We start from the raw sequence: 22,977 nt of genomic DNA on the forward strand, positions 1-22,977 counted from the left end.
GCACGCTTCGCGGGGTGCGCCGCCGCGTCGCCATCGCCGCCGTCCTCGCCGCCGTCGCGGCCGTCGCCGGATGCGGCGGCCAGGCGCCCGGCCGCGCCACGACGCCCCGCGCGGCCGCGCCGCAGGCCGCCGACGTCACCTCGGGCCCCGCCCTCTCGCCACCACCGCCCCGGCGCCCGGCCGCCCGGACGATCCGCGTCGGCCCGCTGCCCGACGCCATCGCCGCCGACCCGCAGACGCACACGTTCGCGGTCGCCATCCACGACCCGAGCCGGCTGGCGCTCGTCGACACCCGCTCCGGCCGGATCCGGCAGCGCGTGGACGTGCCGGTCGGGCAGGAGCGCGACGTCCCACCCGCCGTCTTCCTCGTCCCGGCCGAGGTCGGCAAGCGCGCGGTCGCGGTCGCGCCGGCGCTGCGCACGCCGGCCTCCACCCTGCCCCGAGCCGCGGCCGTCGTCCTGGACCGCACGTTCGTCGCCAACGCCGGCGCCGTCGACGTCCTGGACCGCGGGCGCCCCACCGCGCAGCTCGGCTCGGCCGCGACCCGCCCCGCCGGGATCGCCGCGGCCGACTACGACACCCGCCTCGCCGTCGTCTCCACCGGGCGCCGCACGATCGAGCTCTACGACCCGCGGACGCTGCGCCTGGCCGCCTCCGCCCCCGCCGGGCGCGGACCGACGAACGTCGTGGCCTTCGGCGACCTCCTGTTCGTGGCCGACACGCGCGGCGACGCCCTGCTCACGTTCGCGACGCGGCCGCGCCTGCACGCGCTCGCCCGGACCCCTCTGCCCGGCTCGCCCTACGGCCTCGCGGTTGATCCCGTCCGCCGTCAGGTGCACGTCACGCTCACCGACCGCGACCTCCTGGTGACGATCCCGATCGCCGGCCCGAACGCCCGGCCCCCGATCACGACGGCCCCCACCGTCCGCCAGCCGGACGCGGTCGCGGTCGACTCCCGCACCGGCACCGTCGCGGTCGCCGGACGCACCGACGGCGTGCTCCAGCTCATCACCGCCGAGCGGCCGGACGCCGTACTGCCTCGACACACCCGTCCACCGGGCTAGGATCGTTCGTTCCGCCGGCCGCGGACCTCCTCATGCCCCCGTTCAACACCGCCCACCCTGAGGGGCCGTCCGGCTACCTCCACCCACTCTTTCCCAGTACGTTGGTGGACAAGTGAGCTCTCCTGCCGCCGCCACGGTCGAGTTCGACCACGCCGCGAAGTCCTATCCCGGCACCGACGAGCCGGCGATCCGCGACCTCAGCCTCGAGGTCCCCGCGGGCAAGCTGACGATCTTCATCGGCCCGTCGGGCTCGGGCAAGACGACGGCGATGCGCCTCGTCAACCGCATGCTCGAGCTCACCTCCGGCGACGTGCGGGTCGACGGCGTCTCGGTCCGCGACCGCCCCGCCTCCGAGCTGCGCCGCGGCATCGGCTACGCGATCCAGCAGATCGGCCTGTTCCCGCACCTCACGGTCGCCGAGAACATCGGGACGGTGCCCAAGCTGCTGGGCTGGGACGGCAAGCGCATCGACGCGCGCGTCACCGAGCTGCTGGACCTCGTCGGCCTCGAGCAGCCGATGGGCAAGCGCTACCCCGCGCAGCTCTCGGGCGGCCAGCGCCAGCGCGTCGGCGTCGCCCGCGCGCTCGCCGCCGACCCGCCGCTGCTGCTGATGGACGAGCCGTTCGGCGCGATCGACCCGATCACGCGCGGCCGCCTGCAGGAGGAGTTCCGCCGCCTGCAGTCCGACCTGGGCAAGACTGTCATCTTCGTCACCCACGACATCGACGAGGCGCTGCGCATCGGCGACCGGATCGCGGTCCTCAAGCCCGGCGGCGAGCTGGCGCAGTTCGGCACCGCGGAGGAGATCGTCGCGTCGCCCGCCGACGCGTTCGTCGAGGAGTTCGTCGGCGCCGATCGCATGATCGCGCGCCTGGAGTGGCTGACCTCCGTCCGCGAGGAGGGGCGCCGGCGGTGACCGCCGACACGCTCACGATCCTCGGGCAGGTCCAGATCCACCGCCGCGACGCGGGCACGCTGTCGTGCGTCCAGGACAACGGCATCTGCCCGGACTGGATCGTCCACCACCTCGACGACTACCTGTCGCCGCTGTGGCGCCATCTGGAGCTCACGCTCGCCAGCGTCGCGATCGGCTTCGTCATCGCGTTCGCGCTGGCGCTGATCGCCCACGAGCGCCGCTGGCTGGCCGGGCCGATCGTCGGCGTCACCGGCATCCTCTACACGATCCCGTCGCTGGCGCTGTTCGCGATCCTGATCCCGCTCACCGGCTTCGGCTTCGCGACCGCGCTGATCCCGCTGACCGCGTACACGCTGCTGATCCTGTTCCGCAACATCATCGCGGGGCTGGACAACGTGCCGGCCGAGGCCAAGGACGCCGCGCTGGGCATGGGCTTCACCGACCGCCAGCTGCTGTGGAAGGTCGAGCTGCCGCTCGCGCTGCCCGAGATCTTCGCGGGCCTGCGCGTCGCGACGACGACGAACGTCGGCCTCGCCGCGCTGGCCTTCTACGCCGGCGCCGGCGGCCTCGGCCAGCAGATCCTCACCGACATCGCGTTCAAGTCCAACATCCTGGTCGCCGGCGGCCTCTGCGTCCTGCTGGCCTTCGTGCTGGACCTGGCGCTGCTCGGCATCCAGCGGCTGATGCTGCCCTGGCAGCGCGCGAGGGCGACCGCGTGAAGGACGCCATCAACTACCTGCTGCACTCGCGCGAGTCGGTCGGCGGCGGCGTCGAGATCGGCGGCAGCCACCTCTGGCCGCTGCTGTGGACCCACCTGCGGGTGACCTTCGAGGCGATGGTCGTGGCGATCGCGCTGGCGCTGCCGCTCGCGCTCTGGCTCGGCCACAAGGGCAAGGGCCAGCTCGCCGCGTCGACCGCCGCCAACGTCGGGCGCGCCGTCCCGAGCTTCGCGGTCCTGGTCTTCGCCTCGACCTACCTGGGGCTCAACGCCGGCAACCTCGTCTTCGCGATGGTCCTGCTCGCGGTCCCGCCGATCTTCACCAACACCTACGTCGGGGTCCGCCAGGTCGACCGCGACGTGGTCGACGCCGCCCGCGGCATGGGGCTCTCCGAGCGCCAGCTCGCGGTGCGGGTCGAGCTGCCGCTCACGCTGCCGCTGGTCTTCGGCGGCATCCGGACGTCGGTCGTCAACGTGCTGGCGACGGCGACGCTCGGACCCTACGTCGGGGTCGACACGCTCGGCGTGCCGATCATCAACGCCAACGTCCACGGCGACGCCGGTCGCCTCGGCACCGCGATGCTGGTCGCGCTGCTGGCGATCGGAGCGGAGCTCCTGTTCGCCGCCCTGCAGCGCGCCGTGACGCCTCGCGGACTCAAGCTCTCCCAGCAGACACCCACCCCCAGGAGGAACCGACGCATGCGCTCTCGCAGCGTCCTCGCCCTGCTCGTGCTGGTCTTGGCCACCTTCGGCCTGGCCGCATGCGGCAGCGACGACGACAACAACAGCGGCGGCACCGGCGCCGACACGGGCCAGTCCACGGCCGCGTCGACCACGGCCGCCACCGATTCGAAGGCCATCCAGTCCAACCCCGAGAACGGCAGCAAGCCGCAGGTCACGATCGGGTCCAAGAACTTCACCGAGGAGTTCATCCTCGGCGAGATCTACGCCCAGTCGCTGCAGGCCGCCGGCTACAAGGTCAAGAAGCAGCTGAACCTCGGTTCGGAGCAGATCGCCCTGAAGGCCCTGAAGGCCGGCACCATCGACGCGTACCCGGAGTACACCGGCACCGCGTTGACGAGCTTCTTCAAGGTCAAGAACGAGGACGTGCCGAAGGACCCGCAGGAGGCGTACGCGATGACGAAGGACGAGTTCGCCAAGATCGGGTTCACCGCCTTCGCCCCGACGCCGTTCACGGACTCCAACGGCTTCGCGATGACCCAGGAGGGCGCGCAGAAGGCCGGCAACGTGACGACGCTCTCGGGCCTCAAGCCCAAGGCCTCGTCGCTGGTCCTGGCCGGGCCGCCGGAGTGCGCCCAGCGCCTGGACTGCAAGCTCGGCCTGGAGAAGGTGTACGGGTTGAAGTTCAAGCAGTTCAAGTCGATCGACCTCGCCAAGCGCCACGAGGTGCTCAAGAGCGGCCAGGCCGACGTGTCGCTGGTGTTCACCACCGACGGCCAGATCAAGGCCGACAACCTGGTCCTGCTCAAGGACGACAAGTCGCTGTTCCCGCCCTACAACGCGTCGCTGATCGCCAACACCAGCGTCGTGAAGGGGGCCGGTCCCGACTTCCAGAAGACGATCGACACGGTGACGTCGGGTCTGACCACCGAGGTCATGCAGGAGCTCAACTCCCGCGTCGACCTCGACAAGGAGAAGCCGGCCGCCGTGGCAAAGGAGTACCTGAAGGAGGCGGGCTACCTCCAGTAGCCCGTCCGGCGTGACGTTCGCGGTCCGGGCTAGCGCGCCCGGACCGTGACGTCGCCCACGTTGGTGAGCGCGTCGATGGCCTGCGGGGCGAGGTCGTCGCGGATCAGGCCCTCGACCTTGACGTTGCCGCCGGAGGCGTTGGCGTCCACGCGGTAGGGGCCGTAGGGCACGGTCACGTGGACGTCGCCGGCGTCGGACTTCGCCTCGGTGCGGGCCGGCTGGCCGAAGAGGTCCAGCGAGACGTCGCCCGCGTCGGTCATCGCCCTCACCGTCACCGGCTCGAGGCGGTGCGTGCGGATGTCGCCGGAGTCGGTCTCGACGTCCGCGCGACCCGACAGGCCGCGGAGGTCCACGTCGCCGGACTTCGTCTTGATCTTGACGTCGACGTCGGGCGGGGCGTCGATCTTGAGGTTCGAGCGGCAGCGCAGCACGGCCTTGAGGTGGCCGCAGCCGGTGGTGATCGTCAGCACGCCGTCCTTGAGCGACTCGCTCACGTTGGGCCGGTCGACGAGCCACGCGTCGTCGCGCTGGACGACGACGTCGGCGGTCAGGCCCGCCCGGATGTCGACGTCGCCCGCGTCGCTGTGCACCATGATCGCGTGGATCGGCGTCGCGACGACCGCCCTGCTGCGCTCGGTCCGGTGCAGCGACTCCGACACGCCGAACGCGACCCCGCTCAGGACGAGCAGGCCCAGCGCGGCGAACAGGACGATCCGGAGGGTCGACAACGTGGGCAGAAGCTAGAGCCGTTCACACGTTCGGGTGGTACGGCTGACCCCCCTCCTGGCATCCCCACTGTCGGCCTCCCCCGATTAGGGGATCCCCTGGAAATGGACGCCTAATGCCGGTTGGCCGGGGCGTCCACCGGGGCGCCCGAGCGAGGGCCGTCGCGCTAGCGGCCCGAGGAGCCGAAGCCGGCTTCGCCGCGGTCGTCCGGCGACGGCGGCAGCTCGTCCACGACGCTCAGCGCCGGGGTCCAGACCGGGACCAGCAGCAGCTGCGCGATCCGGTCGCCGACCTCCACCGCGAACGGCTCGGCGCCCGCGTTGTGCAGCGCGACGCGCAGCTCACCGCGGTAGTTGGGGTCGATGAGCCCGGGCGCGTTCAGGGGGTGGATGCCGTGGTTGGCGGCCAGCCCGGAGCGCGGCGTGACCAGCCCGGCGAGCCCGGGCGGGATCGCGACCGCGACGCCCGTCCCGACCAGCCGGCGCGCGCCCGGCGCCAGCACGCACGCCTCGACCGACGCGAGGTCGTAGCCGGCGTCGTGGGCCCGGCCGCGCGCGGGCGCCTTGGCGTCGGGGTGCAGCAGGCGCACCGCGAGCGCGGCGGTCGCCAGGGCGGTGGCGTCGACGGCGGTCACCGCCGCGATGATGCCGCGCCGGAGCGCCGGTCGCGCGCGGCGAACCCGCTCACACCGAGAATCGCTGGTAGCGCTCCGCCACCGCGGCCGGGAGCCGCGCGACGACGTGGACGCCCTCGGCGGTGTCCTCGCGATGGAGGTCGCCGGCCACGTCGTGCAGCTCGGCCAGGCGGCCGCCCTCGGAGTAGGGCAGCAGCAGCTCGACGGACTGCAGCGTCCGCGCGAAGGCGTGCTCGATCGCCTCCTCCAGCGCCGGCACCCCTTCGCCGGTCAGCGCGCTCACCTGCACGCCGTCGGGATGGCGGTGGCCGAGCTCCAGGCGCTGCTCGGCGTCGAGCTGGTCGACCTTGTTGACCACCAGCAGCCGCGGGCGGTCGCCGGCGCCGATCTCCTCCAGCGTGTCCTCGACCGCGCGCAGCATCTCCATGCGGTCGTCCTCCTCGGCCGAGCCGTCGACGACGTGGAGGATCAGGTCGGCGAGGCGCGTCTCCTCCAGCGTCGCGCCGAACGCGTCGACCAGCTGGTGGGGCAGCTTGCGGATGAAGCCGACGGTGTCGGTCAGCAGGTACGGGCGCCCGTCGATCGACAGCTGGCGCGTCGTCGGGTCCAAGGTGTGGAACAACCGGTTGCGCACGCCGACCTCGCTGCCGGTCATCGCGTTCAACAGCGTGGACTTGCCCGCGTTGGTGTAGCCGGCCAGCGCGACCTGCGGCAGGTGCGCCCGCTCGCGCTCGGCGCGCTGCACCGCGCGCGTGCCCTTGACGTGCTCCAGCCGGCGCCGCAGCGCCGCGATGCGGTCGCGCGCCAGCCGGCGGTCGGTCTCGATCTGCGACTCGCCGGGACCGCGCGTCGCGAAGCCGCCGCTGGAGACGCCGCCGAGGCGCTCGAGGTGCGTCCACAGCCCGCGCATGCGGGCCAGGTTGTACTCCAGCTGCGCGAGCTCGACCTGGAGCTTGCCCTCGGCCGTGTTGGCGTGGGCGGCGAAGATGTCGAGGATCGTCGCGGTGCGGTCGACGACGCTGATCCCGAGGTCCTTCTCGAGGTTGCGCTCCTGGCGCGGCGACAGCTCGTCGTCGCAGACGACGACGTTGGCGTCGGCGGCCTTGGCGGCGACCTTGACCTCCTCGAGCTTGCCCGGCCCCAGGTAGGTGTTGGGGTGCGGCTTGTCGCGGTGCTGGACGGCCTGGCCGACGACGGCGACGCCGGCGGTGCGCAGAAGCTCGCGCAGCTCGCGGAGGTCGTCGCCCGTCTCGAGGGCGGCGATGAGGTACGCGCGCTGCTTGGCCTTGCCTTCCGGCGTTGTGCCATTGCGCGTCGGGGTGTGGCGTCCGTTGCGACCGCGTTCCATGTGCCTATTGAGTCTAGGAGCTGGGGAGCCGAACAACAGGATTCCGATGCACCGTATATCGGTGCGGATTTGGTCCTTGTGGTTAGTCAGAACTGTGGCCGCGACTGGACGGATGATGCAGGTTGCCCAGGTAAGCCAGGAGTAGCTTGCGAGATCGAGGAGGTGGTGGCCGTGTCGGAATTGACCGGACGTCCAGAGGACTGGATCCGCATCGGCGCGGCGGCGGCGGCATTGGGCGTGAGCGTCGACACGCTGCGCCGCTGGGAGCGCGACGGCCGCATCCAGTTCGAACGCCGTGGCCAGCAGCGCTACCTCCGCGCCGACGAGCTCGCCGCGCTGCTGCGCGAGCGCGCCCGCGAGGGCAGGTCGAGCGCGCGCAATCGCCTCCAGGGCATCGTGCTCGGCGTGCGCCGCGACGGCGTCATGGCACAGATCGACATGGCCTGCGGGCCCTACCGGATCGTGTCGCTGATGTCGCGCGAGGCGGCCGACGACCTCGGGATCAAGCCCGGCGACCAGGCCGTGGCGTTGATCAAGTCGACGACGGTCGTCGTGGAGAAGCGGTGAGAGCGCCCGCCTAGGGGCGGGGGCTCTCAGCGCGGCTGTTCGCCCTGAGGGCGAGACCCGCGGCCGCGGACGAGCGACTGGCGCGCGGGCACCGGCAGCTTGTCGTAGCGGTCGGCGAGCCGGGCGATCGGCAGGACGATCACGCCCTCGCGCGGGTCCCCGACCCAGCCGCCCGTCCCGGCGGCCAGCGCGTAGGCCGCGTACGCGGCGGCGGTCGCGTCGAGCTCGTCGATCGTCCGCTGCCACAGGCCGCCGTCGTCGTCGACCACGCGCTTGAGCTTCAGCGCGGCGATCCGCTGCTGGAGGCCGGAGGGCGTGCGCTTGGCCGGCGGCCGATGGCCGAGCAGCGCGCAGAAGACGGCGTCCGGGTAGGTCGCGGCGACGCGGCCGAAGCGCAGCGCCCCGTCCCCCACCGGGCCTTCGAGGCGATGGCCCTGGCTGGCGTCGGGCGTGAAGCGCTCCAGCGCGTCCAGCGCGGCGAAGAGGTCGAAGCCCTGCTGCATCCAGCCCTGCCAGCGCGTCAGCGCCGTGTCGGCGGCGGGCACCGGGTACAGCGGCAGGCGGCGGCGGAAGAGCAGCGTGTCGCAGACGCGCATCGTCTCGTAGCGGCCGTCGGCCAGCCCGAGGGTGGCGCGCAGCGGCTGGCCCGGCGCGAGCAGGTTCAGCCGCGGACCCGACGGGGCGTCGATCGCGACGACCGCCTCGCCGCCGAAGCTGAGGATCGTCTGCGCGACGTCGGCGACCGCGCCCGGCGCGTAGAAGGTCGCGACGAGCTCCGTCCCGTCGACCCCGCGCCGCTCGTGCAGCGTGACGAGCTGCTGGTTGGCCGGCTTGGCGCTGATGTCCACCCCGCAGTAGCGCACCGCCGTCGAGGCTATCCGGGGCGCGTCGGCGATAGCGTGGCGGCCCATGTCCGCCGATCGCCTCGGAGCGCGGGTGCTGGAGATCGTCAACGTCGCGTCGGAGTCGCGCGACGAGGCGGCGCTGGCCGCGCACGTCCTCGCCGCGCTGGCGCCCGTGGGCGCGCGCGACGCGGGCGACACCTGCGTGCTCGCGGGCGTGACCGCGCGCCGCGACCGGCCGCTCGTGCTGTTCGCCGGCCACCTGGACACCGTCCCGGCGCAGGGCAACTTCCCGGGACGCCTCCAGGACGGCGTCGTGCACGGCCTCGGCAGCGCCGACATGAAGGCCGGCGTCGGGGTGATGATGGAGCTCGCCCTGGCGCTGCCGGCCGACGCGACGGTCGACGTCGGGTTCGTCTTCTTCGGCCGCGAGGAGCTGCCGTTCGGGGACTCCTCGCTCACGCCGCTGCTCGCGCGCGAGCCCGGCCTCACGACCGCCGACCTGGTCGTCGTGATGGAGCCGACCGACAACGAGCTGCACGCCGGCTGCGTCGGCAACATCAACGCGACGTGGACCTTCCGCGGCGTCGCCGGCCACAGCGCCCGGCCGTGGCTGGCCGACAACGCGATCCACCGCGCCGGCCGCGGGATCGCCGAGCTGGCGGCGCTGGAGCCGGTCGACCACGCGTTCGCGGGCCTGACGTTCCGCGAGGTGATCTCCGCCGTGACCGTCCATGGTGGCGTCGCCCGCAACGTGGTCCCGGACACCTGCGTCGTCGAGATCAACATGCGCTACGCGCCCGGTACGTCGGCCGCGGAAGCGGAGGCGAGGCTGCGCGCGCTGTGCGAGCCGCACGGCGAGCTGCGCATCGACGGCAACGCGCCGTCGGGCGCGGTGGCGACCGGTCCGCTCATCGACCGCCTCGCCGCCGCCGGTTCGCTGGCGCTGGCCCCCAAGCAGGCGTGGACGCCCGTCGCGGAGCTCGCCGCGGCCGGGGTCGACGCCATCAACTTCGGCCCCGGCAAGCCGCTCTACGCCCACCGCCGCGACGAGCAGGTCGCGGTGGAGGCCCTGGTCAAGTCCTACGACACGCTCGTGAGGTTCCTGTGCGCCTGAACCCGGTCCTGGAGTCGCTGGGCACGTACCCGTTCGTCCGCCTCGACGAGGCCAAGGCGGCGGCGGTCGCGCGCGGGATCGAGCTGATCGACTTCGGGATCGGCGAGCCGCGCGAGGAGACCGCGCCGTTCATTCGGGCGGCGCTGGCCGACGCGCTGGACCCCGTGTCGACCTACCCGAAGGCGGTCGGCCTGCCGGCGCTGCGCGCGGCGGTCGCGCGCTGGGTGGCCCGGCGCTACGGCGCCGACCTCGATCCCGACACGCAGGTGCTCCCGACGCTGGGGTCCAAGGAGGTCATCTTCTCGATGGCCCAGGTCGTCGGCGGCGAGGCCGTCGGCGTGACGACGCCGGGCTATCCGGTCGCCGCCCGCGGTGCGCTGTTCGCGGGGCGCGAGGTCGTCGAGATCCCGCTCGACCCGGCGGCGGGCTTCCTGCCCGATCTCGACGCGCTCGACCCCGGCACGCTGTCGCGGCTGGGGCTGCTGTGGCTCAACTTCCCCAACAACCCGACCGGCGCGACCGTGCCGCCGGCGGTGCTGGAGCGCGCCGCCGCGCTGGCGCGCGAGCACGACTTCGTCCTGGCCTGCGACGAGGCCTACTCCGAGCTCTGGTTCTCCGGCGATCCCCCGGCCAGCGCGCTGCAGCTGGGCGACCTGACCAACGTGGTGGTGTTGAACACGCTGTCCAAGCGCTCGTCGATGCCCGGCTACCGCTCCGGGTTCGTGGCCGGCGACCCGCAGCTCATCGCCGCGCTGAAGAAGTACCGGCCCAACGTCGGCGTCGCGCCGCAGGAGTTCGTCCAGCGCGCGTCGATCGCGGCGTGGGACGACGAGCAGCACGTCGAGGCCGTCCGGGCGCGCTACCGCCGCAAGCGCGACCTGCTCTGGCCCGCGCTCCAGGACGCGGGCTTCCGCGACGCCGGCGGCCCGGCGTCGTTCTTCCTGTGGTTGGCCACGCCCGAGGGCGAGGACGACGAGGCCTGCGCGGTCCGCCTGCTCGAGCACGGCGTCGTCTGCGCGCCCGGCGCGTTCTTCGGCGCCGGCGGCGCGGGACACGTGCGCTTCGCGCTGGTCCCGACGCCGGAGGCCTGCGAGGCCGCGGCGCACCGCTTGCGCCGCTGACCCGCGCGCGGCGCCGCTAGGCGTTGCTGTGCAGCGCGGCGTTCAGGCCGCCCCACGACGTGCCCGCGCGCGGCAGCACCTCGACCGCGCCGGTCGTCGAGTTGCGGCGGAACAGCAGACTCGACTGGCCGGACAGGTCGCGGGCCTTGACGACCTCGCCCTCGGGCGTGGTCACGCGGGTGCCGGCGGTCAGGTAGAGGCCGGCCTCGACGATGCAGTCGTCGCCCAGCGAGATGCCGAGGCCGGCGTTCGCGCCGATCAGCGACCCGGTGCCGACCGAGATGATGTCCTTGCCCCCGCCACTCAGCGTGCCCATGATCGATGCGCCGCCGCCGACGTCGCTGCCGTCGCCCACGACGACGCCCTGGCTGACGCGGCCCTCGACCATCGAGGCGCCGAGCGTGCCGGCGTTGAAGTTCACGAACCCTTCGTGCATGACGGTCGTACCGTCGGCGAGGTGCGCGCCGAGGCGGACGCGGCGCGCGTCGGCGACGCGCACGCCGGCCGGCGCGACGTAGTCGGTCATCTGCGGGAACTTGTCGACCGAGGTGACGGTCAGCGGGCGGTCCAGCGCGCGGGCGCGCAGGCGGGCCTCGTCGAGGTGCGCGGGGTCGACCGGGCCGCGGTTGGTCCACGCGACGTTCGGCAGCACGCCGAAGATGCCGTCCAAGTTGATGGTGTTGGGCTGCGCGAGGCGGTGGCTGAGCAGATGCAGGCGCAGGTAGGCGTCGTGCGTGTCGGCCGGCGGCGCGGCGAGGTCCTCGACGACGGTCAGGACCGGCACGACCGTCACGCTGCGCAGGTCGTCGGCGCCGACCGCGCCGGCGAAGGCGCCGCCGCCCAGGTCGGTGGCCTCGGCGGTCCGCAGCGTGCGCGTCCCGGGGGCGGCCCCGGCGGGGGCGCCGTCCAGACCGAGGTGCGGCGCGACGTAGAACGTGTCGAGCACCTTGCCGTCGGGCACGGTCGTGGTGGCCAGGCCGACGGCCCACGCGGGCCCGGAGATGCGCTGCTGCGGGTCGGTCATCGCCCGAGACGATAGTCAGGCCAGCGCGGCGAGGTCGTCCAGCAGCGCGCCGCTGGCCTCGCCCGCGTAGACGGGCACGGCCCAGCCGGTGAGCGTGAACAGGAGGCTCTCGTCGACGTCGACGACCAGCTCGCCGCCGTCCAGCAAGACCGTCACCGGCGCGTCCCCGCCGCGCAGCACGTGGGCGATCGCGGCGCCCGACGCGCCGGTGCCCGACGCGCTCGTCTCCCCCACCCCGCGCTCGAAGATTCGGGCGCGGACGCGGTCCGGCGCGAGCGCGCGGAAGAACGACACGTTGGTCCGGTTCGGGAACGCGGCGTGGTGCTCGATCCCCGGTCCGATCGCGGCGAGGTCGAGCGCCTCGAGCGCGTCGAGGTCCGGGACGTGGATCGCGCACTGCGGGTTGCCGACCTGGAGGTGCTGGAAGTCCCAGACGCGGCCGTCAGGCGTCGTGAGCTGGCCGCGGCCGTCGTCGGCCCCGCCGGGGTAGTCGTCGGAGCGCAGGCGCGCGCGCCCCATGTCCAGCGTGCAGGTGCGGTCGTCGTGGATCGTCGGTCGGATCTCGCCCGCGGCGGTCTGGATCGAGAACTGCCGCTGGTCGGTCCAGCCGTGCGCGCGGAGGTACATCACGGCCTCGCGCGCGCCGTTGCCCGACAGCTCGGCCTCGGAGCCGTCCGGGTTGAAGATGCGCAGCCGCGCGACGAAGCCGGACGCGTCGGGTGGCGACAGCTCCAGGACGCCGTCGCCGCCGATGCCGAGGTGGTAGTCGCAGATCCGCGCGACGCGGGCGGGCGTCAGCGCGAACGGCAAGGTGTCGCGCTCGACGATGATGTAGTCGTTGCCCAGCGCCTGCCACTTCTCGAAGTGCATCGGCGGGCGAGGTTATTGGTCGAGCAGGTCGCGCGCGACGTCCTCGGGCGCGCGATCGGTGAGGTCGACGTGCTCGACGCCGGGCAGCTTGCGCAGCCACGTGAGCTGGCGGCGCGCGTACTGGCGGGTCCGGACCTTCATCGTGTCGACGTCGCCGGCGAGCAGCTCGGCGTAGCCGACCGCCTTGCGGGCGGTCGGCGACGCGCCGCGGGCCTGCGCCCGGAGGACCTGCTCGCGGGCGCCGGCGGCGACCATCGCGTCGACCCGGACGTCGATGCGCGCCTTGAGGGCGTCGCGGTCCATCGTGAGGGCGATCAGGCGCGTGGGGCGCCGGGTGTCGGTGGTCCAGAGGCGGTTCTCGGCGGGTGCAGGCGGCTCGTCGGTGAGCTGCCCCGCGTGGTCGAGCTCCAGCGCGCGGACGATGCGGTGGCGGTCGCGCGGGTCGACCTGCGCGGCGACGTTGGGCGCGCGGGCGGCGAGGTCCGCGTGCAGCGCCTCCGGGCCGCGCTCGGCGAGTTGTTGCATCAGTCGCTCGCGGACGCCGGGCGCGGGCGGCGGGCGCAGGTCGAGCTCGGCGAGCGCCGCGCGCAGGTACAGCCCAGTCCCGCCCACCACGATCGGCCTCCCGCCGTCGGCGATGATCGCGTCGATCTCCTGGTGGGCGCGGCGGGCGTACTCGGCGACGGAGAACGTCTGGTCGACGTCAACGATCGACACCATCCGGTGCTCGAGCCGCTCCTGGTCATGGGCGTCGGCCGCGCCGGTGAGGATCTCCAGGCCCTTGTAGACCTGGAGCGCGTCGGCGCTGACCGCGACCGGGCGCTCGCCGCGCGCGCGGAGGCGGTCCGCGACGGCGATGGCCAGCTCGGTCTTGCCGACGCCGGTCGGGCCGAAGAGGGCGAGGATCGCGGTCACCGCGCCACAGTGTGCCGCGCCGCGATCGTGCGCGGCATGACAGAGTGCGCACCATGGAACTCCGAGGTTCATCTGTCCTGCTGACGGGCGCGACCGGCGGCATCGGCCACGCGATCGCCCGTGCGCTGCACGGCGAGGGCGCGTCGCTGCTGCTCACCGGCCGGCGCGTCGACGTCCTGGAGCCGCTGGCGGCCGAGGTCGGCGGCCGGGCCAGCGCGGTAGACCTGTCGAACCGGGCGGCGGTCGACGCGCTGCTGGACGCGGCCGCCGACGTCGACGTGATGGTCGCCAACGCGGCGCTGCCGGCGTCCGGCGACGTGCTGGCGTTCAGCGTCGACCAGATCGACCGCGCGCTGGAGGTCAACCTCCGCGCGCCGGTGATCATGTCGCGCGTGCTGGGCGAGCGGATGGCGGCGCGCGGCCGCGGCCACATCGTCCTGATCTCGTCGCTGAGCGGGAAGTCCGGCCAGGCGCAGAGCGCGATCTACAGCGCGACGAAGTTCGGCCTGCGCGGCTTCGGCCAGGGCCTGCGCGGCGATCTCGGCCCGCGCGGCGTCGGCGTCAGCGTCGTCTTCCCGGGCTTCATCCGCGACGCCGGCATGTTCCACGAGTCGGGCGCGAAGCTCCCCAAGGGCGTCGGGACCTCGACGCCGGACCAGGTCGCCGCCGCCGTCATCCGCGCGATCACCGCCGACAAGGGCGAGATCGACGTCGCGCCCGTCGGGATGCGCGCCGGGACCGCGTTCGCGCAGATCGCGCCGGAGATCTCGGCGAAGGTCGCCAAGCGCCTCGGCGGAGACAAGGTCGCGGCGCAGCTCGCCGACGGCCAGGCGGACAAGCGCTAGCGGGTCGTGCCGCACAACGCCACGCGACCTTCTGGTTCAGACCACTACGGGATCGCGAGGTTGACGAGGTCGCTGAGCGTGAAGGTCCCGGTCGTCGCCGCCGGGAGGTCCGGCTTCCAGTTCGGCTCGACGTTGACGTAGGACAACGGGTCGCCGGCGAGCAGGCCGATCAGCACCTCGGCGACGATCCGACCGCCGACCGGGCCGAGGTGCGACGCGTTGGTGTACAGCTCGGCCTCCTTGAGGACGTAGTACCAGAGCGGCTCGCGGCCGGCGAGGGCGGCGCGGGAGGCGGCGTCGCGGGCGGGGTCGGCGTTGAGCGCGAGCGCGGGCGGGATCAGGACGTCGGGCGCGATCGGGTCGATGCCCATCGCCCGCGCGACGTCGGGCCCAGAGGGCAGGTCGAGCCGCTTGCCGCGGACGAGGTTGCGCACCGCCAGGCTCTGGGCGATCGCCGGGTCGAAGCCGGCGACGATCTGCTCGGGCATCGCGACGCTGCCAGGCAGCGCGCCGAGCGGATGGGAGAGCGTCGCGTCGAGCTTGTAGCTGGGCTGCGGCAGGTCGTCGACGGGCGGCCCGATGCCCGCCAGGAAGAACTTCCACTCGACGCCCCAGAACGCGGGCAGCGGGCGGAACCCGCTCAGCGAGGTCCGCGGCTGGCCGGTCTGGTCGAAGATCGGGATCCGGGCGGCGCCGGCGACGGGCGGGTCGGTCGTGGCGACGTCGTTGATGAGGTAGCTCGGGCGGATCATCGAGTGCCCGAACCGGTAGGCCGCGACCGCGAACTCCAATGGCATGAACGGCTCGTTGTTGTAGTGGTAGAAGCGCAGCTTCGGCTCGGCGCGCCCGACCGGGTTGGTGAGCGGCGGCACCGTGTTGGGCGGCGAGCCGGTCGGGACGTCGTACTCCTCCACGTTGAGGATGTCGTCCACGACGTCGTCGCCGACGAGGCGCTTGAGGAAGTCGTGGATCACGACCCACTGGTAGTGCCACCGCACGACCTTCTGCGTGAACTTGAAGCGATCGTCGTTGCTCAGGTTGGGGTGGTCGGTCGCGACGCGGTCGGCGACGGCGTTGTGGAACCGGAACATCGTGCTCTGCAGCTGCGAGACGATCAGGTTCTCGTCGTTGCGTGGGTCGCCGATGATCGCGCGGCCGTTCGTGTTGCGGGGGAGGTCGGGACCGCCCTGGGGGGAGCCCGCGGGGTCGGCCAGGCCGAGGAGCAGGTGGATGCCGTCGTCGGCGTAGAGGAACGGCTGGTCGGCGGGGCCGCGGCCGTAGACGTTGTCGAGGTCGAAGCGCGGCGTCCGGAAGTCGACGAGCGCGTCGGGGTCGTTCTGGCGCTGGAGGCTGGAGACGGGGTCGAACGTGATGTCGTGGTCGACGAACTGGCCGAAGTAGGTGTAGCCCGCCGGGAGTCGCAGCTCGCCGCTGTCGAGCGTGGCGGTGTTCTCGTCGTCGTCGGCCTCGCCGAGCGGCTTGTCGAGCTCACCGTCCTCGAGCGGCTGGACCATCCCGTTGCCGAGGTCGACGAGCGACGCGTCGGCGACGTCGTAGCTCGGCAGGTGCCGGAACATCCGGCCGAAGCGTCCGGTGGAGAACGAGGAGCCGGGCGTCCCGTCGAGGCCGCGCGGCGGACTGGCCCCGTGCTGCCCGGGCCCTGTCGGAGTGGTCGACTGTCCCATGGAGCGACGCTAGGCGCGCAGCAACGCTGAGCGCAAGGGCGATGTGGGAAGCGATGGGCCGCTGAGCGCGAGACGATGCAGAAGCGCGGCCGGCGCCTAGGCAGGACGGGCGCGGCGCAAGCGGCGGGCCGCACTGAGCCTGGCGCGCTCCGGCGCTCGGCCGCGCTGAGCCTGACGCGCTCCGGCGCTCGGCCGCGCTGAGCCTGGCGCGCTCCGGCGCTCGGCCGCGCTGAGCCTGACGTGCCTCCTGCGCTCAGGATCGTCGGGCGTCTCCTCGCCCCCGGCTAAGCCGCTTCGGCGCGGCGTGTCTCGGCCGCCAGCGCATGGAGCACTTCGGAGGACAGGCGGGCGCCTTCCAGCGGGTCCTCGGGCGACACGCCGATCCGGACGACGGTCTCGTCGCCGTCGATCTCCTCCAGCGCGACGCGGGGCTTGTCGCGCATCGGGGTGGCGATGGTCTGCTCGAGCAGCGTCTGGATGTCGACCGGCGTGACGCCGGGGCGGAGGCGGGCGCGGAGGTCGACGCCCGCGGGCTCGTGGAGCGGGATGACCGCGACGGACAGCACCACGTTGTTGGGGACCATGATCTGGTTCTCGCCGTCGGAGAACGTGGTGTACAACAACCCGAGCGAGCTCACGACGCCGACGATCTCACCGGCCAGGCCGCCGCCCTGGAGGCGCACGCGGTCGCCGACGCGGAAGGGACGGGCGCTCAGCAGGACGAGCCCGGCGAAGAGGTTGCCGAACGTCTGCTGCGCGGCGAGGCCGAGGATGACCGCGGTGAAAGCACCGCCGACGGCGAGCGTGCGCGGGTCCAGCCCGGCGACGCGGAGCGCGACGAGCACCGCCACGATGATCGTGAGGAACCGCACGAGGAAGCCCACCGTGCCCGCGGTGCCGGGGTCGAGGCGCCGGAAGAGCGTCGGCCCGGCGGCACGGCCGAGGTCGCGCGCGAACTGCCAGCCGAGCGCGACCAGCGCCAGCACCGTGGCAATGCGGACCGGCTGGTCGACGCCGAACAGGCGCTCGCGGTTGGAGAACACGACGAGGACGCCGGCGATGAGGGGCAGCAGCACCAGCGTCTGGATCCGCGCGCGCTTCACGGCGCGGGAGCTGAGCTGACGGGCCAGCCCGGCCTCTCGCCAAGAGTGGCTGCGGGTGTCCAGAAGGCGCTTCATGGGCTCCTTGGGTGGTCGCTTGTCGGGGCGATGCGTCTCGTCCTTCCACGTTGGGGCACATCATGCTCAGCTGTGTGATGCCCCTCACACGCACCGGAAAACGGCTGCACGCGGACATGTTCGTTCGCTCCCGACGAGCTAGAAGAGCGCCTCCTGCACCGCGCCGGGCGGCCCGGGGCGACGGCGGTCGTCGCGGCCGGCGCTCTCACCGCGCGGGCCCATCTGCCGCCGAAACGCGCGCTCGAACGGGCGCTCGTCGGCGGGATCGCGGCGGAACGGCCGGCGCTCCGGCGCCCCCGCGTCGCGCAGCAGCCGCGCGATCCGGTCGCGCTCCGGCTGCGGCAGGTAGGCGCCGCGCGCGTAGAGCTCCTCGTACCGATCGACGAGGTCCGGCCGGTAGGCGCGCAGCCACTCCATGAACACGCCGCGGACCTCCCCGCGCAGGTGCAGCCCGATCCCGCCGATCGCCGTCGCGCCCGCGTCGATCGCGGTCTGGATGATCTCCTCGACCTGCTTGGGATCGTCGTTGATCCCCGGCATGAGCGGCGCGACGAGGATGCCCGTCGGGATGCCGGCCCGGTTGAGCTCGGCGACCGCCTCGAGCCGCGCGCGCGGGTTGGGCGTGTGCGGCTCGGTCGCGCGCCACGCCTTCTCGTCGATCGTCGGGATCGACAGGTTCGCGCTTACGTCGGTGACCTCGGCGATCTCCTTCAACAACGGCAGGTCGCGCAGCAGCAGCGGTGACTTGGTCAGCACCGAGCACGGGTTGCGGAAGTCGCGCAGCGCCTCCCAGATCCCGGGCATGAGCTTGTAGCGCCCCTCGACCCACTGGTACGGGTCGGTGTTCGTGCCCATCGCGATGTGCTCGCCCTTCCACGACGGACGGCGCAGCTCCGCCCGCAGCACCTCGGGCACGTTGACCTTCACGACGATCTCGCGCTCGAAGTCCCTCCCTGCGTCGAAGTCCAGGTAGGTGTGCGTCGGGCGCGCGAAGCAGTTGTGCGACACCACGCCGTTGGCGATGAAGTCGCCCGTGCCCGTCGTGATGTCATACAACTCGACTGGCTCGGTCCCCACCGGCTCGATCGCCGCCACGCGCAGCGGCGCGTTGCTCTTGACCGGACGCCCGACGAAGTCCCACTTCGCCGTCGCCGCCGGCCACGCGAGATGGCAGAACCGCAGCTGCTCGCGCACCCCGCCGCGCACGCGCACGGAGCGGACCCCGACCGCGTCGGCCGCGCCCAGCGCGCTCGCGAAGCCGAACGAGGCCAGGCACGCCTCGGTCCACGACAGGATCGTGGCGTCCGCGTTGGCGATCCGCAGCTCCTCGCGGTCGATCGCGCCGTCGGCGTCGAACACGCCCGCGAGGAAGCCCTTGCGCCAGCCGTCGCCCGGCTCGAACGGCCACGCGATCAGCGACTCGACCCGCTCGGCCCGCGCGAGCGCCGCCATCGTGCGTCCGCGGCCTCCGTCCTCGATCCCGAACAGCGCGAGGTAGGACACCGCCCGCCCGCGCGCCTCGGGCTCCTGGCCGTCGCCCCGGATCATCCCGCACAGGTAGCCCCGCCGGTAGGCGTCGGACTCCGCCGGCGGCGCGACGAACCTGCCCGGGCCCAGCAGCGACACCGCGCGCGTGAGGAACGGCCGCGGCGGCCCGGACCCCCGTTCCACGTGCTTCCACCCGCGGTCGGTCAGGAACCGGTGGTCGCCGCTGGCCAGCAGCTCCGTCCCGTCTTCCAGCGTGACGCGCAGCGCGGGCTTGAGGGTCGTCCAATGCGCGCGTACGCGGGTCCGGACGTAGCGCCGCGGGCCGCCGTCGCGCTGCTCGGTCCCGTAGATGTCGTCGCCGACCGCGACGTCGCGGAGCGCGCGATGCCGCCCGTCGGCCATCAGGATCGGGGTGTCGCCGTCCAGGCAGTACACGCACGCGTGCGAGCAGCCGCGATACGGGTTGATCGTCCACCGAAACGGCATCCGCGACGCCTCCGGCACCCGGTTGAGCGCGCTCTTGGCGTGGATCTCGTAGAACCGCATGTCCAACGCCTCGGGCGCGTCGAACCGCCGCACGGTCGCGGGATCGCGGTAGCCGGGAAGCCGCGCGCCCTCCTCTGCCTCGATCTTCAGGTTGTCCCAACGCATGCGAACAGATGTTTGCATAACCGAAGCCGGTATGCGAACATTTGTTCGTATGAGGGGTTCAGCCGAAGATCACACCAGAGCGCGCGCCAGGAGCGACATCTCGCCTGCCAGCGTCTGCGACGTCGCCGCGGTGATCTGCACCGGAACGATCTCGCCGGGCTCGGCCAGGCCGCTGAAGTTGACGACCTTGCCGTGGCCCGAGCGGCCGCGCAGCCGGGCCGCGTCCGTGCGCGAGGAGCCTTCGACCAGGACGTCCAGCGTGCGGCCGACGAAGCGCTGGGCGCGCTCGGCCGCGCGGCGCTGGATGACCTCGACCAGGCGCTCCATCCGGGCGACGGCGATCTCGTGATCGACGAAGTCCTCGACGAGCTCGGCCGCCTCCGTGTCCCGCCGCGGCGAGTAGATGAAGGTGAACGCGCCGTCGAAGCCGACCTCCTCGCAGACCTCCAAGGTCTCCGCGAAGTCGGCCTCGGTCTCCCCCGGGAAGCCGACGATGATGTCGGTCGTCAACGCGATGTCCGGGTTGTGCTCGCGGATCAGCGCGACGCGGTCCAGGAAGCGGGCGCGGTCGTAGGTGCGGCGCATCGCCTTCAGCACGCGCGAGGACCCGGTCTGCAGCGGCAGGTGCATGTGCGGGCACACGCTCTCCAGCTGCGCGTGCGCGAGGACGACGTCCTCCTTCATGTCCTGCGGGTGTGGCGAGGTGTAGCGGATGCGGCGCAGGCCGTCGAGCGCGTCGAGCTCGTGCAGGAGCGCGGCGAACGACGACCGCTCCCCGCCGCGGACGGCGCGCCCGTACGCGTTGACGTTCTGCCCCAGCAGCGTCACCTCGAGGACGCCGTTTTCCACCATGTCGCGCACCTCGGCGACCAGCTCGTCCAGCGGCCGGTCGACCTGGCGCCCGCGCGTGGCCGGCACGATGCAGTACGAGCACTTCATGTTGCACCCGGCGCTGATCTGCACCCACCCCTGGAAGTCCCGGGCGCGCTTCACCGGCAGGTGACCGGTGAAGCCCTCGAATTCGAAGAAGCCCTGAGCGGTCAGCGAGTCGGTGGTCAGGAACTCCGCCAGCTTGTGCACCTGGCCGGGCCCGAAGGCGACGTCCACGTACGGGAACTGCCGGAACACGTCGTGCTTGACCGACTGCGCCCAGCAGCCGCCGACCCCGATCACCGTCCCCGGCGCGCGCCGCTTGTGCGCGGCGGCCTGCTGCAGGTAGGCGATGAAGCGGCTGTCGGCCTTCTCGCGGATCGAGCACGTGTTGAACAGGATGAGGTCGGCGCCCTCCTGCTCGGGGGCCTCGGCGTAGCCGAGCGACTCGAGCATGCCCTTCATGCGCTCCGAGTCGTGCTCGTTCATCTGGCACCCGAAGGTGGTGACGTGGAAGGTCTTCGCGGCGTTCACGGCCGCCGAAGGGTATCGCCGTGTGCGTCTCAGGCCGGCTCGACCGCGCCGCCGGTGACGCGGCCGCCCGCGACGTCCAGCCGCAGGACCAGGCGCTCGCCGCCCGGGGTCTGGGCGGCGAGGTCGTACACGAGCCCCGCCGACCCCGTCTGCGCGCCGGCGCCGAGCAGCCGGGCGACCCGCGCGGGCGACCGCTCGCGCACGATCCCGCAGCGCGCGACCCCGTCGGCCGCCGCGACCCGCTCGCTGGCGCTCGACGACCGCCATGCGGACTGCGTGAACCGGTACGTCGCGCAGTCCGCGACGTGCAGGACGCTGCCCCGCTCGATCAGCCAGTTGCCGCCGACCAGGACGCCGGCCAGCAGGAACGTCCCGCCGGCCCAGCGCGCGATCGACCGGCCGACGCCCGCCGCGCCGCGCCAGGCGTCCCGCCACAGCGCGTGGCTCAGGATGCCCAGCGCGATCGCCACCCCGACCAGGAACGGCGCGCCGATCATCACCGGTGCGAGCTCGTCGAGCGTCCGCGGCCGCGCGTCGCCCGTCTGCGTGAACGGATCCGGCGCGCTGAGCGCGACCAGGACCGCGGCCGCGCCGGCCACGCCGAGCACGAGCGCCAGCAGGCCGGACATCAGCGCGGCCCAGGCTACGCCGAGCCGGCCGACGTCACTTGGCGTAATCCACTGCTCGCGACTCACGGATCACCGTGACCTTGATCTGTCCCGGGTATTCGAGCTCCTGCTCGATCTCGCGCGCGATCTTGTGCGACAGGGCGATCGCCTTGTCGTCGCTGATCGCCCCGGGTTCGACGATGACGCGGATCTCGCGGCCGGCTTGCATGGCGTACACCTTGTCGACGCCATCGTGCCGGGTCGCGAGCTTCTCGAGGTCCCGCAGACGCTTGACGTACTGCTCCAGCGACTCGCCGCGCGCCCCCGGGCGGGCCCCGGACAGCGCGTCGGCGGCCTGGACGATCACGGCCTCGACGGTCTGCGGCTCCACCTCGTTGTGATGGGCCTCCATCGCGTGGGCGACGGCCTCGGCCTCGCCGTGGCGCCGCGCGAGGTCGCCGCCGACGAGCGCGTGCGGGCCTTCGACCTCGTGCGAGACGGCCTTGCCGATGTCGTGCAGGAGCGCGGCGCGGCGCGCCGTCTTTGTCGACGCGCCCAGCTCGGAGGCCATCAGCGCGGCAAGGTGCGCGCACTCGACGCTGTGGGCGAGGACGTTCTGGCCGTAGGACGTGCGGAACTTCAGCCGGCCCAGGATCTTCACGAGCTCGGGATCCAGGCCCTGGACGCCGGCCTCGAAGACGGCCTCCTCCCCCGCCTCGAGCATGTGCGACTCGAGCTCGGACTTGGCCTGGTAGTAGGTCTCCTCGATGCGGGCCGGATGGATCCGGCCGTCCTGGAGGAGCTTCTCCAGCGTCATGCGCGCGACCTCGCGGCGGACGCCGTCGAAGGCCGACAGCACGACCGCGTTGGGCGTGTCGTCGATGATGAAGTCGACGCCGGTCAGGTTCTCCAGCGCGCGGATGTTGCGGCCCTCGCGGCCGATGATCCGGCCCTTCATGTCGTCGCTCGGGAGCTGGACGACGCTCACGGTGGTCTCGGCCGCATGCGACGCCGCCAGCCGCTGCATGGCGACGCTGAGGATCGAGCGGACCCGGCGCTCGGCGTCGCGCTTGGTCTCCTCCTCCACCTGGCGCAGCACGCGGACGGCGTCGTGGCGGGCGTCGTCCTCGACGTCCTTGAGCAGGGCCTGCTTGGCCTGCCCGGCGGAGAGCCCGGCGATCCTCTCGAGCGACTGCTCGCGCTGGGCGCGGAGCTGCTCGATCTCGGTCGAGTGCGCGCGCAGATGCTGGTCGCGGCGCTCCAGCTCGGCCTCGCGGCGGTCGAGGTCGGCGCCGCGACGGTCCAGCGCGGCCTCGAGGGCGGCGGTCCGGACGGCGCTGCGCTCCAGCTCGGCGGCGCGGCGGGCCAGCTCGGCGTCCTCGGGCGGCGGCCCGGAGGACGGCGGGGCGACGGCCGCGGCGACGGCTGCGGCCGGACGCTGGCGTCCGTACACGAGCGCCGCGACGACGATGGCGACTCCGATGAGCGCCGCGCCGATCAGGGTTTCCATTGGGTGTCCTCTCCCCAGCGGCCGATGGAGGGCGAC

20 protein-coding genes and 1 pseudogene are annotated in these 22,977 nt (G+C 73.0%); 8 read left to right on the plus strand and 13 right to left on the minus strand.

What is annotated here, in order from left to right; all coding sequences use genetic code 11:
• The first annotated feature begins 14 nt into the window (after positions 1-14).
• From DSM104299_RS14525 to DSM104299_RS14540, 4 genes and pseudogenes are all read left to right on the plus strand, one after another.
• Positions 15-1,064 (plus strand): YncE family protein, encoded by a 1,050-nt coding sequence (locus tag DSM104299_RS14525; RefSeq protein WP_272478032.1) that lies wholly within the window; start codon positions 15-17, stop codon positions 1,062-1,064.
• A 112-nt stretch (positions 1,065-1,176) separates the two neighbouring features.
• Positions 1,177-1,944 (plus strand): annotated as a pseudogene (locus DSM104299_RS14530) (ABC transporter ATP-binding protein); the annotation flags it as partial.
• 32 nt (positions 1,945-1,976) lie between these two features.
• Complete coding sequence (locus DSM104299_RS14535; RefSeq protein ID WP_272478034.1) at positions 1,977-2,699, plus strand: ABC transporter permease; 723 nt, start codon at positions 1,977-1,979, stop codon at positions 2,697-2,699.
• Entirely contained in the window at positions 2,696-4,408 is a 1,713-nt protein-coding gene (locus tag DSM104299_RS14540; protein ID WP_272478035.1) for a glycine betaine ABC transporter substrate-binding protein, read from the plus strand. The genes DSM104299_RS14535 and DSM104299_RS14540 overlap by 4 nt, the downstream gene beginning before the upstream one ends.
• Positions 4,409-4,437: 29 nt before the next feature.
• Here DSM104299_RS14540 and DSM104299_RS14545 read toward each other — a convergent pair whose 3' ends face one another.
• From DSM104299_RS14545 to hflX, 3 genes are all read right to left on the minus strand, one after another.
• Positions 4,438-5,136, minus strand: a complete 699-nt coding sequence (locus DSM104299_RS14545; protein WP_272478036.1) for a DUF4097 family beta strand repeat-containing protein — start codon at positions 5,134-5,136, stop codon at positions 4,438-4,440.
• 164 nt (positions 5,137-5,300) lie between these two features.
• On the minus strand, positions 5,301-5,768 hold the full coding sequence (dut, locus tag DSM104299_RS14550; RefSeq protein ID WP_272478037.1) for a dUTP diphosphatase: 468 nt from the start codon (positions 5,766-5,768) through the stop codon (positions 5,301-5,303).
• A 49-nt stretch (positions 5,769-5,817) separates the two neighbouring features.
• The gene (gene hflX, locus DSM104299_RS14555; protein ID WP_272478038.1) at positions 5,818-7,116 is read right to left on the minus strand and encodes a GTPase HflX; all 1,299 of its coding nucleotides are present in this window, start codon (positions 7,114-7,116) and stop codon (positions 5,818-5,820) included.
• A gap of 171 nt (positions 7,117-7,287) precedes the next feature.
• Here hflX and DSM104299_RS14560 point away from each other — a divergent pair, with 171 nt between their 5' ends.
• On the plus strand, positions 7,288-7,683 hold the full coding sequence (locus DSM104299_RS14560; RefSeq protein ID WP_272478039.1) for a TOBE domain-containing protein: 396 nt from the start codon (positions 7,288-7,290) through the stop codon (positions 7,681-7,683).
• A gap of 26 nt (positions 7,684-7,709) precedes the next feature.
• Here the strand turns inward: DSM104299_RS14560 and DSM104299_RS14565 are convergent, their stop codons facing one another.
• Entirely contained in the window at positions 7,710-8,594 is an 885-nt protein-coding gene (locus DSM104299_RS14565) for a DUF429 domain-containing protein (protein ID WP_272478040.1), read from the minus strand.
• On the opposite strand from DSM104299_RS14565, the gene dapE reads away from it, so the two are divergent.
• Both dapE and DSM104299_RS14575 read left to right on the plus strand, forming a co-directional pair.
• On the plus strand, positions 8,593-9,642 hold the full coding sequence (gene dapE, locus DSM104299_RS14570; RefSeq protein WP_272478041.1) for a succinyl-diaminopimelate desuccinylase: 1,050 nt from the start codon (positions 8,593-8,595) through the stop codon (positions 9,640-9,642). The two genes, DSM104299_RS14565 and dapE, sit on opposite strands and share 2 nt — an antisense overlap.
• Positions 9,633-10,763, plus strand: a complete 1,131-nt coding sequence (locus tag DSM104299_RS14575) for a pyridoxal phosphate-dependent aminotransferase (protein WP_272478042.1) — start codon at positions 9,633-9,635, stop codon at positions 10,761-10,763. The genes dapE and DSM104299_RS14575 overlap by 10 nt, the downstream gene beginning before the upstream one ends.
• Positions 10,764-10,779: 16 nt before the next feature.
• Here DSM104299_RS14575 and dapD read toward each other — a convergent pair whose 3' ends face one another.
• From dapD to miaA, 3 genes are read right to left on the minus strand one after another with little or no spacing between them, the layout of a single operon-like run.
• Positions 10,780-11,787, minus strand: a complete 1,008-nt coding sequence (dapD, locus tag DSM104299_RS14580) for a 2,3,4,5-tetrahydropyridine-2,6-dicarboxylate N-succinyltransferase (protein WP_272478043.1) — start codon at positions 11,785-11,787, stop codon at positions 10,780-10,782.
• Positions 11,788-11,802: 15 nt separating this feature from the next.
• Complete coding sequence (dapF, locus tag DSM104299_RS14585; RefSeq protein ID WP_272478044.1) at positions 11,803-12,657, minus strand: diaminopimelate epimerase; 855 nt, start codon at positions 12,655-12,657, stop codon at positions 11,803-11,805.
• 12 nt (positions 12,658-12,669) lie between these two features.
• Positions 12,670-13,572 carry a tRNA (adenosine(37)-N6)-dimethylallyltransferase MiaA gene (miaA, locus tag DSM104299_RS14590; RefSeq protein WP_272478045.1) on the minus strand — a complete coding sequence of 301 codons (903 nt, stop codon included), beginning with the start codon at positions 13,570-13,572 and terminating at the stop codon, positions 12,670-12,672.
• A 53-nt stretch (positions 13,573-13,625) separates the two neighbouring features.
• Between miaA and DSM104299_RS14595 the strand changes: the two genes are divergently transcribed.
• Positions 13,626-14,417 (plus strand): SDR family NAD(P)-dependent oxidoreductase, encoded by a 792-nt coding sequence (locus tag DSM104299_RS14595; RefSeq protein ID WP_272478046.1) that lies wholly within the window; start codon positions 13,626-13,628, stop codon positions 14,415-14,417.
• A 44-nt stretch (positions 14,418-14,461) separates the two neighbouring features.
• On the opposite strand, the gene DSM104299_RS14600 is transcribed toward DSM104299_RS14595, so the two are convergent.
• From DSM104299_RS14600 to rny, 6 genes are all read right to left on the minus strand, one after another.
• A complete protein-coding gene (locus DSM104299_RS14600; RefSeq protein WP_272478047.1) occupies positions 14,462-16,102 on the minus strand; it encodes a peroxidase family protein in 1,641 nt (546 codons plus the stop codon).
• Between the two features lie 284 nt (positions 16,103-16,386).
• On the minus strand, positions 16,387-17,280 hold the full coding sequence (locus tag DSM104299_RS14605; protein WP_272478048.1) for a mechanosensitive ion channel family protein: 894 nt from the start codon (positions 17,278-17,280) through the stop codon (positions 16,387-16,389).
• A gap of 138 nt (positions 17,281-17,418) precedes the next feature.
• A complete protein-coding gene (locus DSM104299_RS14610) occupies positions 17,419-19,419 on the minus strand; it encodes a radical SAM protein (RefSeq protein ID WP_272478049.1) in 2,001 nt (666 codons plus the stop codon).
• 69 nt (positions 19,420-19,488) lie between these two features.
• On the minus strand, positions 19,489-20,823 hold the full coding sequence (miaB, locus tag DSM104299_RS14615) for a tRNA (N6-isopentenyl adenosine(37)-C2)-methylthiotransferase MiaB (protein ID WP_272478050.1): 1,335 nt from the start codon (positions 20,821-20,823) through the stop codon (positions 19,489-19,491).
• A gap of 29 nt (positions 20,824-20,852) precedes the next feature.
• Positions 20,853-21,452 carry a hypothetical protein gene (locus tag DSM104299_RS14620; protein WP_272478051.1) on the minus strand — a complete coding sequence of 200 codons (600 nt, stop codon included), beginning with the start codon at positions 21,450-21,452 and terminating at the stop codon, positions 20,853-20,855.
• Positions 21,453-21,486: 34 nt separating this feature from the next.
• The gene (rny, locus tag DSM104299_RS14625) at positions 21,487-22,941 is read right to left on the minus strand and encodes a ribonuclease Y (RefSeq protein WP_272478052.1); all 1,455 of its coding nucleotides are present in this window, start codon (positions 22,939-22,941) and stop codon (positions 21,487-21,489) included.
• Positions 22,942-22,977: the final 36 nt, after the last annotated feature.

The organism is Baekduia alba (assembly GCF_028416635.1).
Lineage (GTDB): Bacteria > Actinomycetota > Thermoleophilia > Solirubrobacterales > Solirubrobacteraceae > Baekduia > Baekduia alba.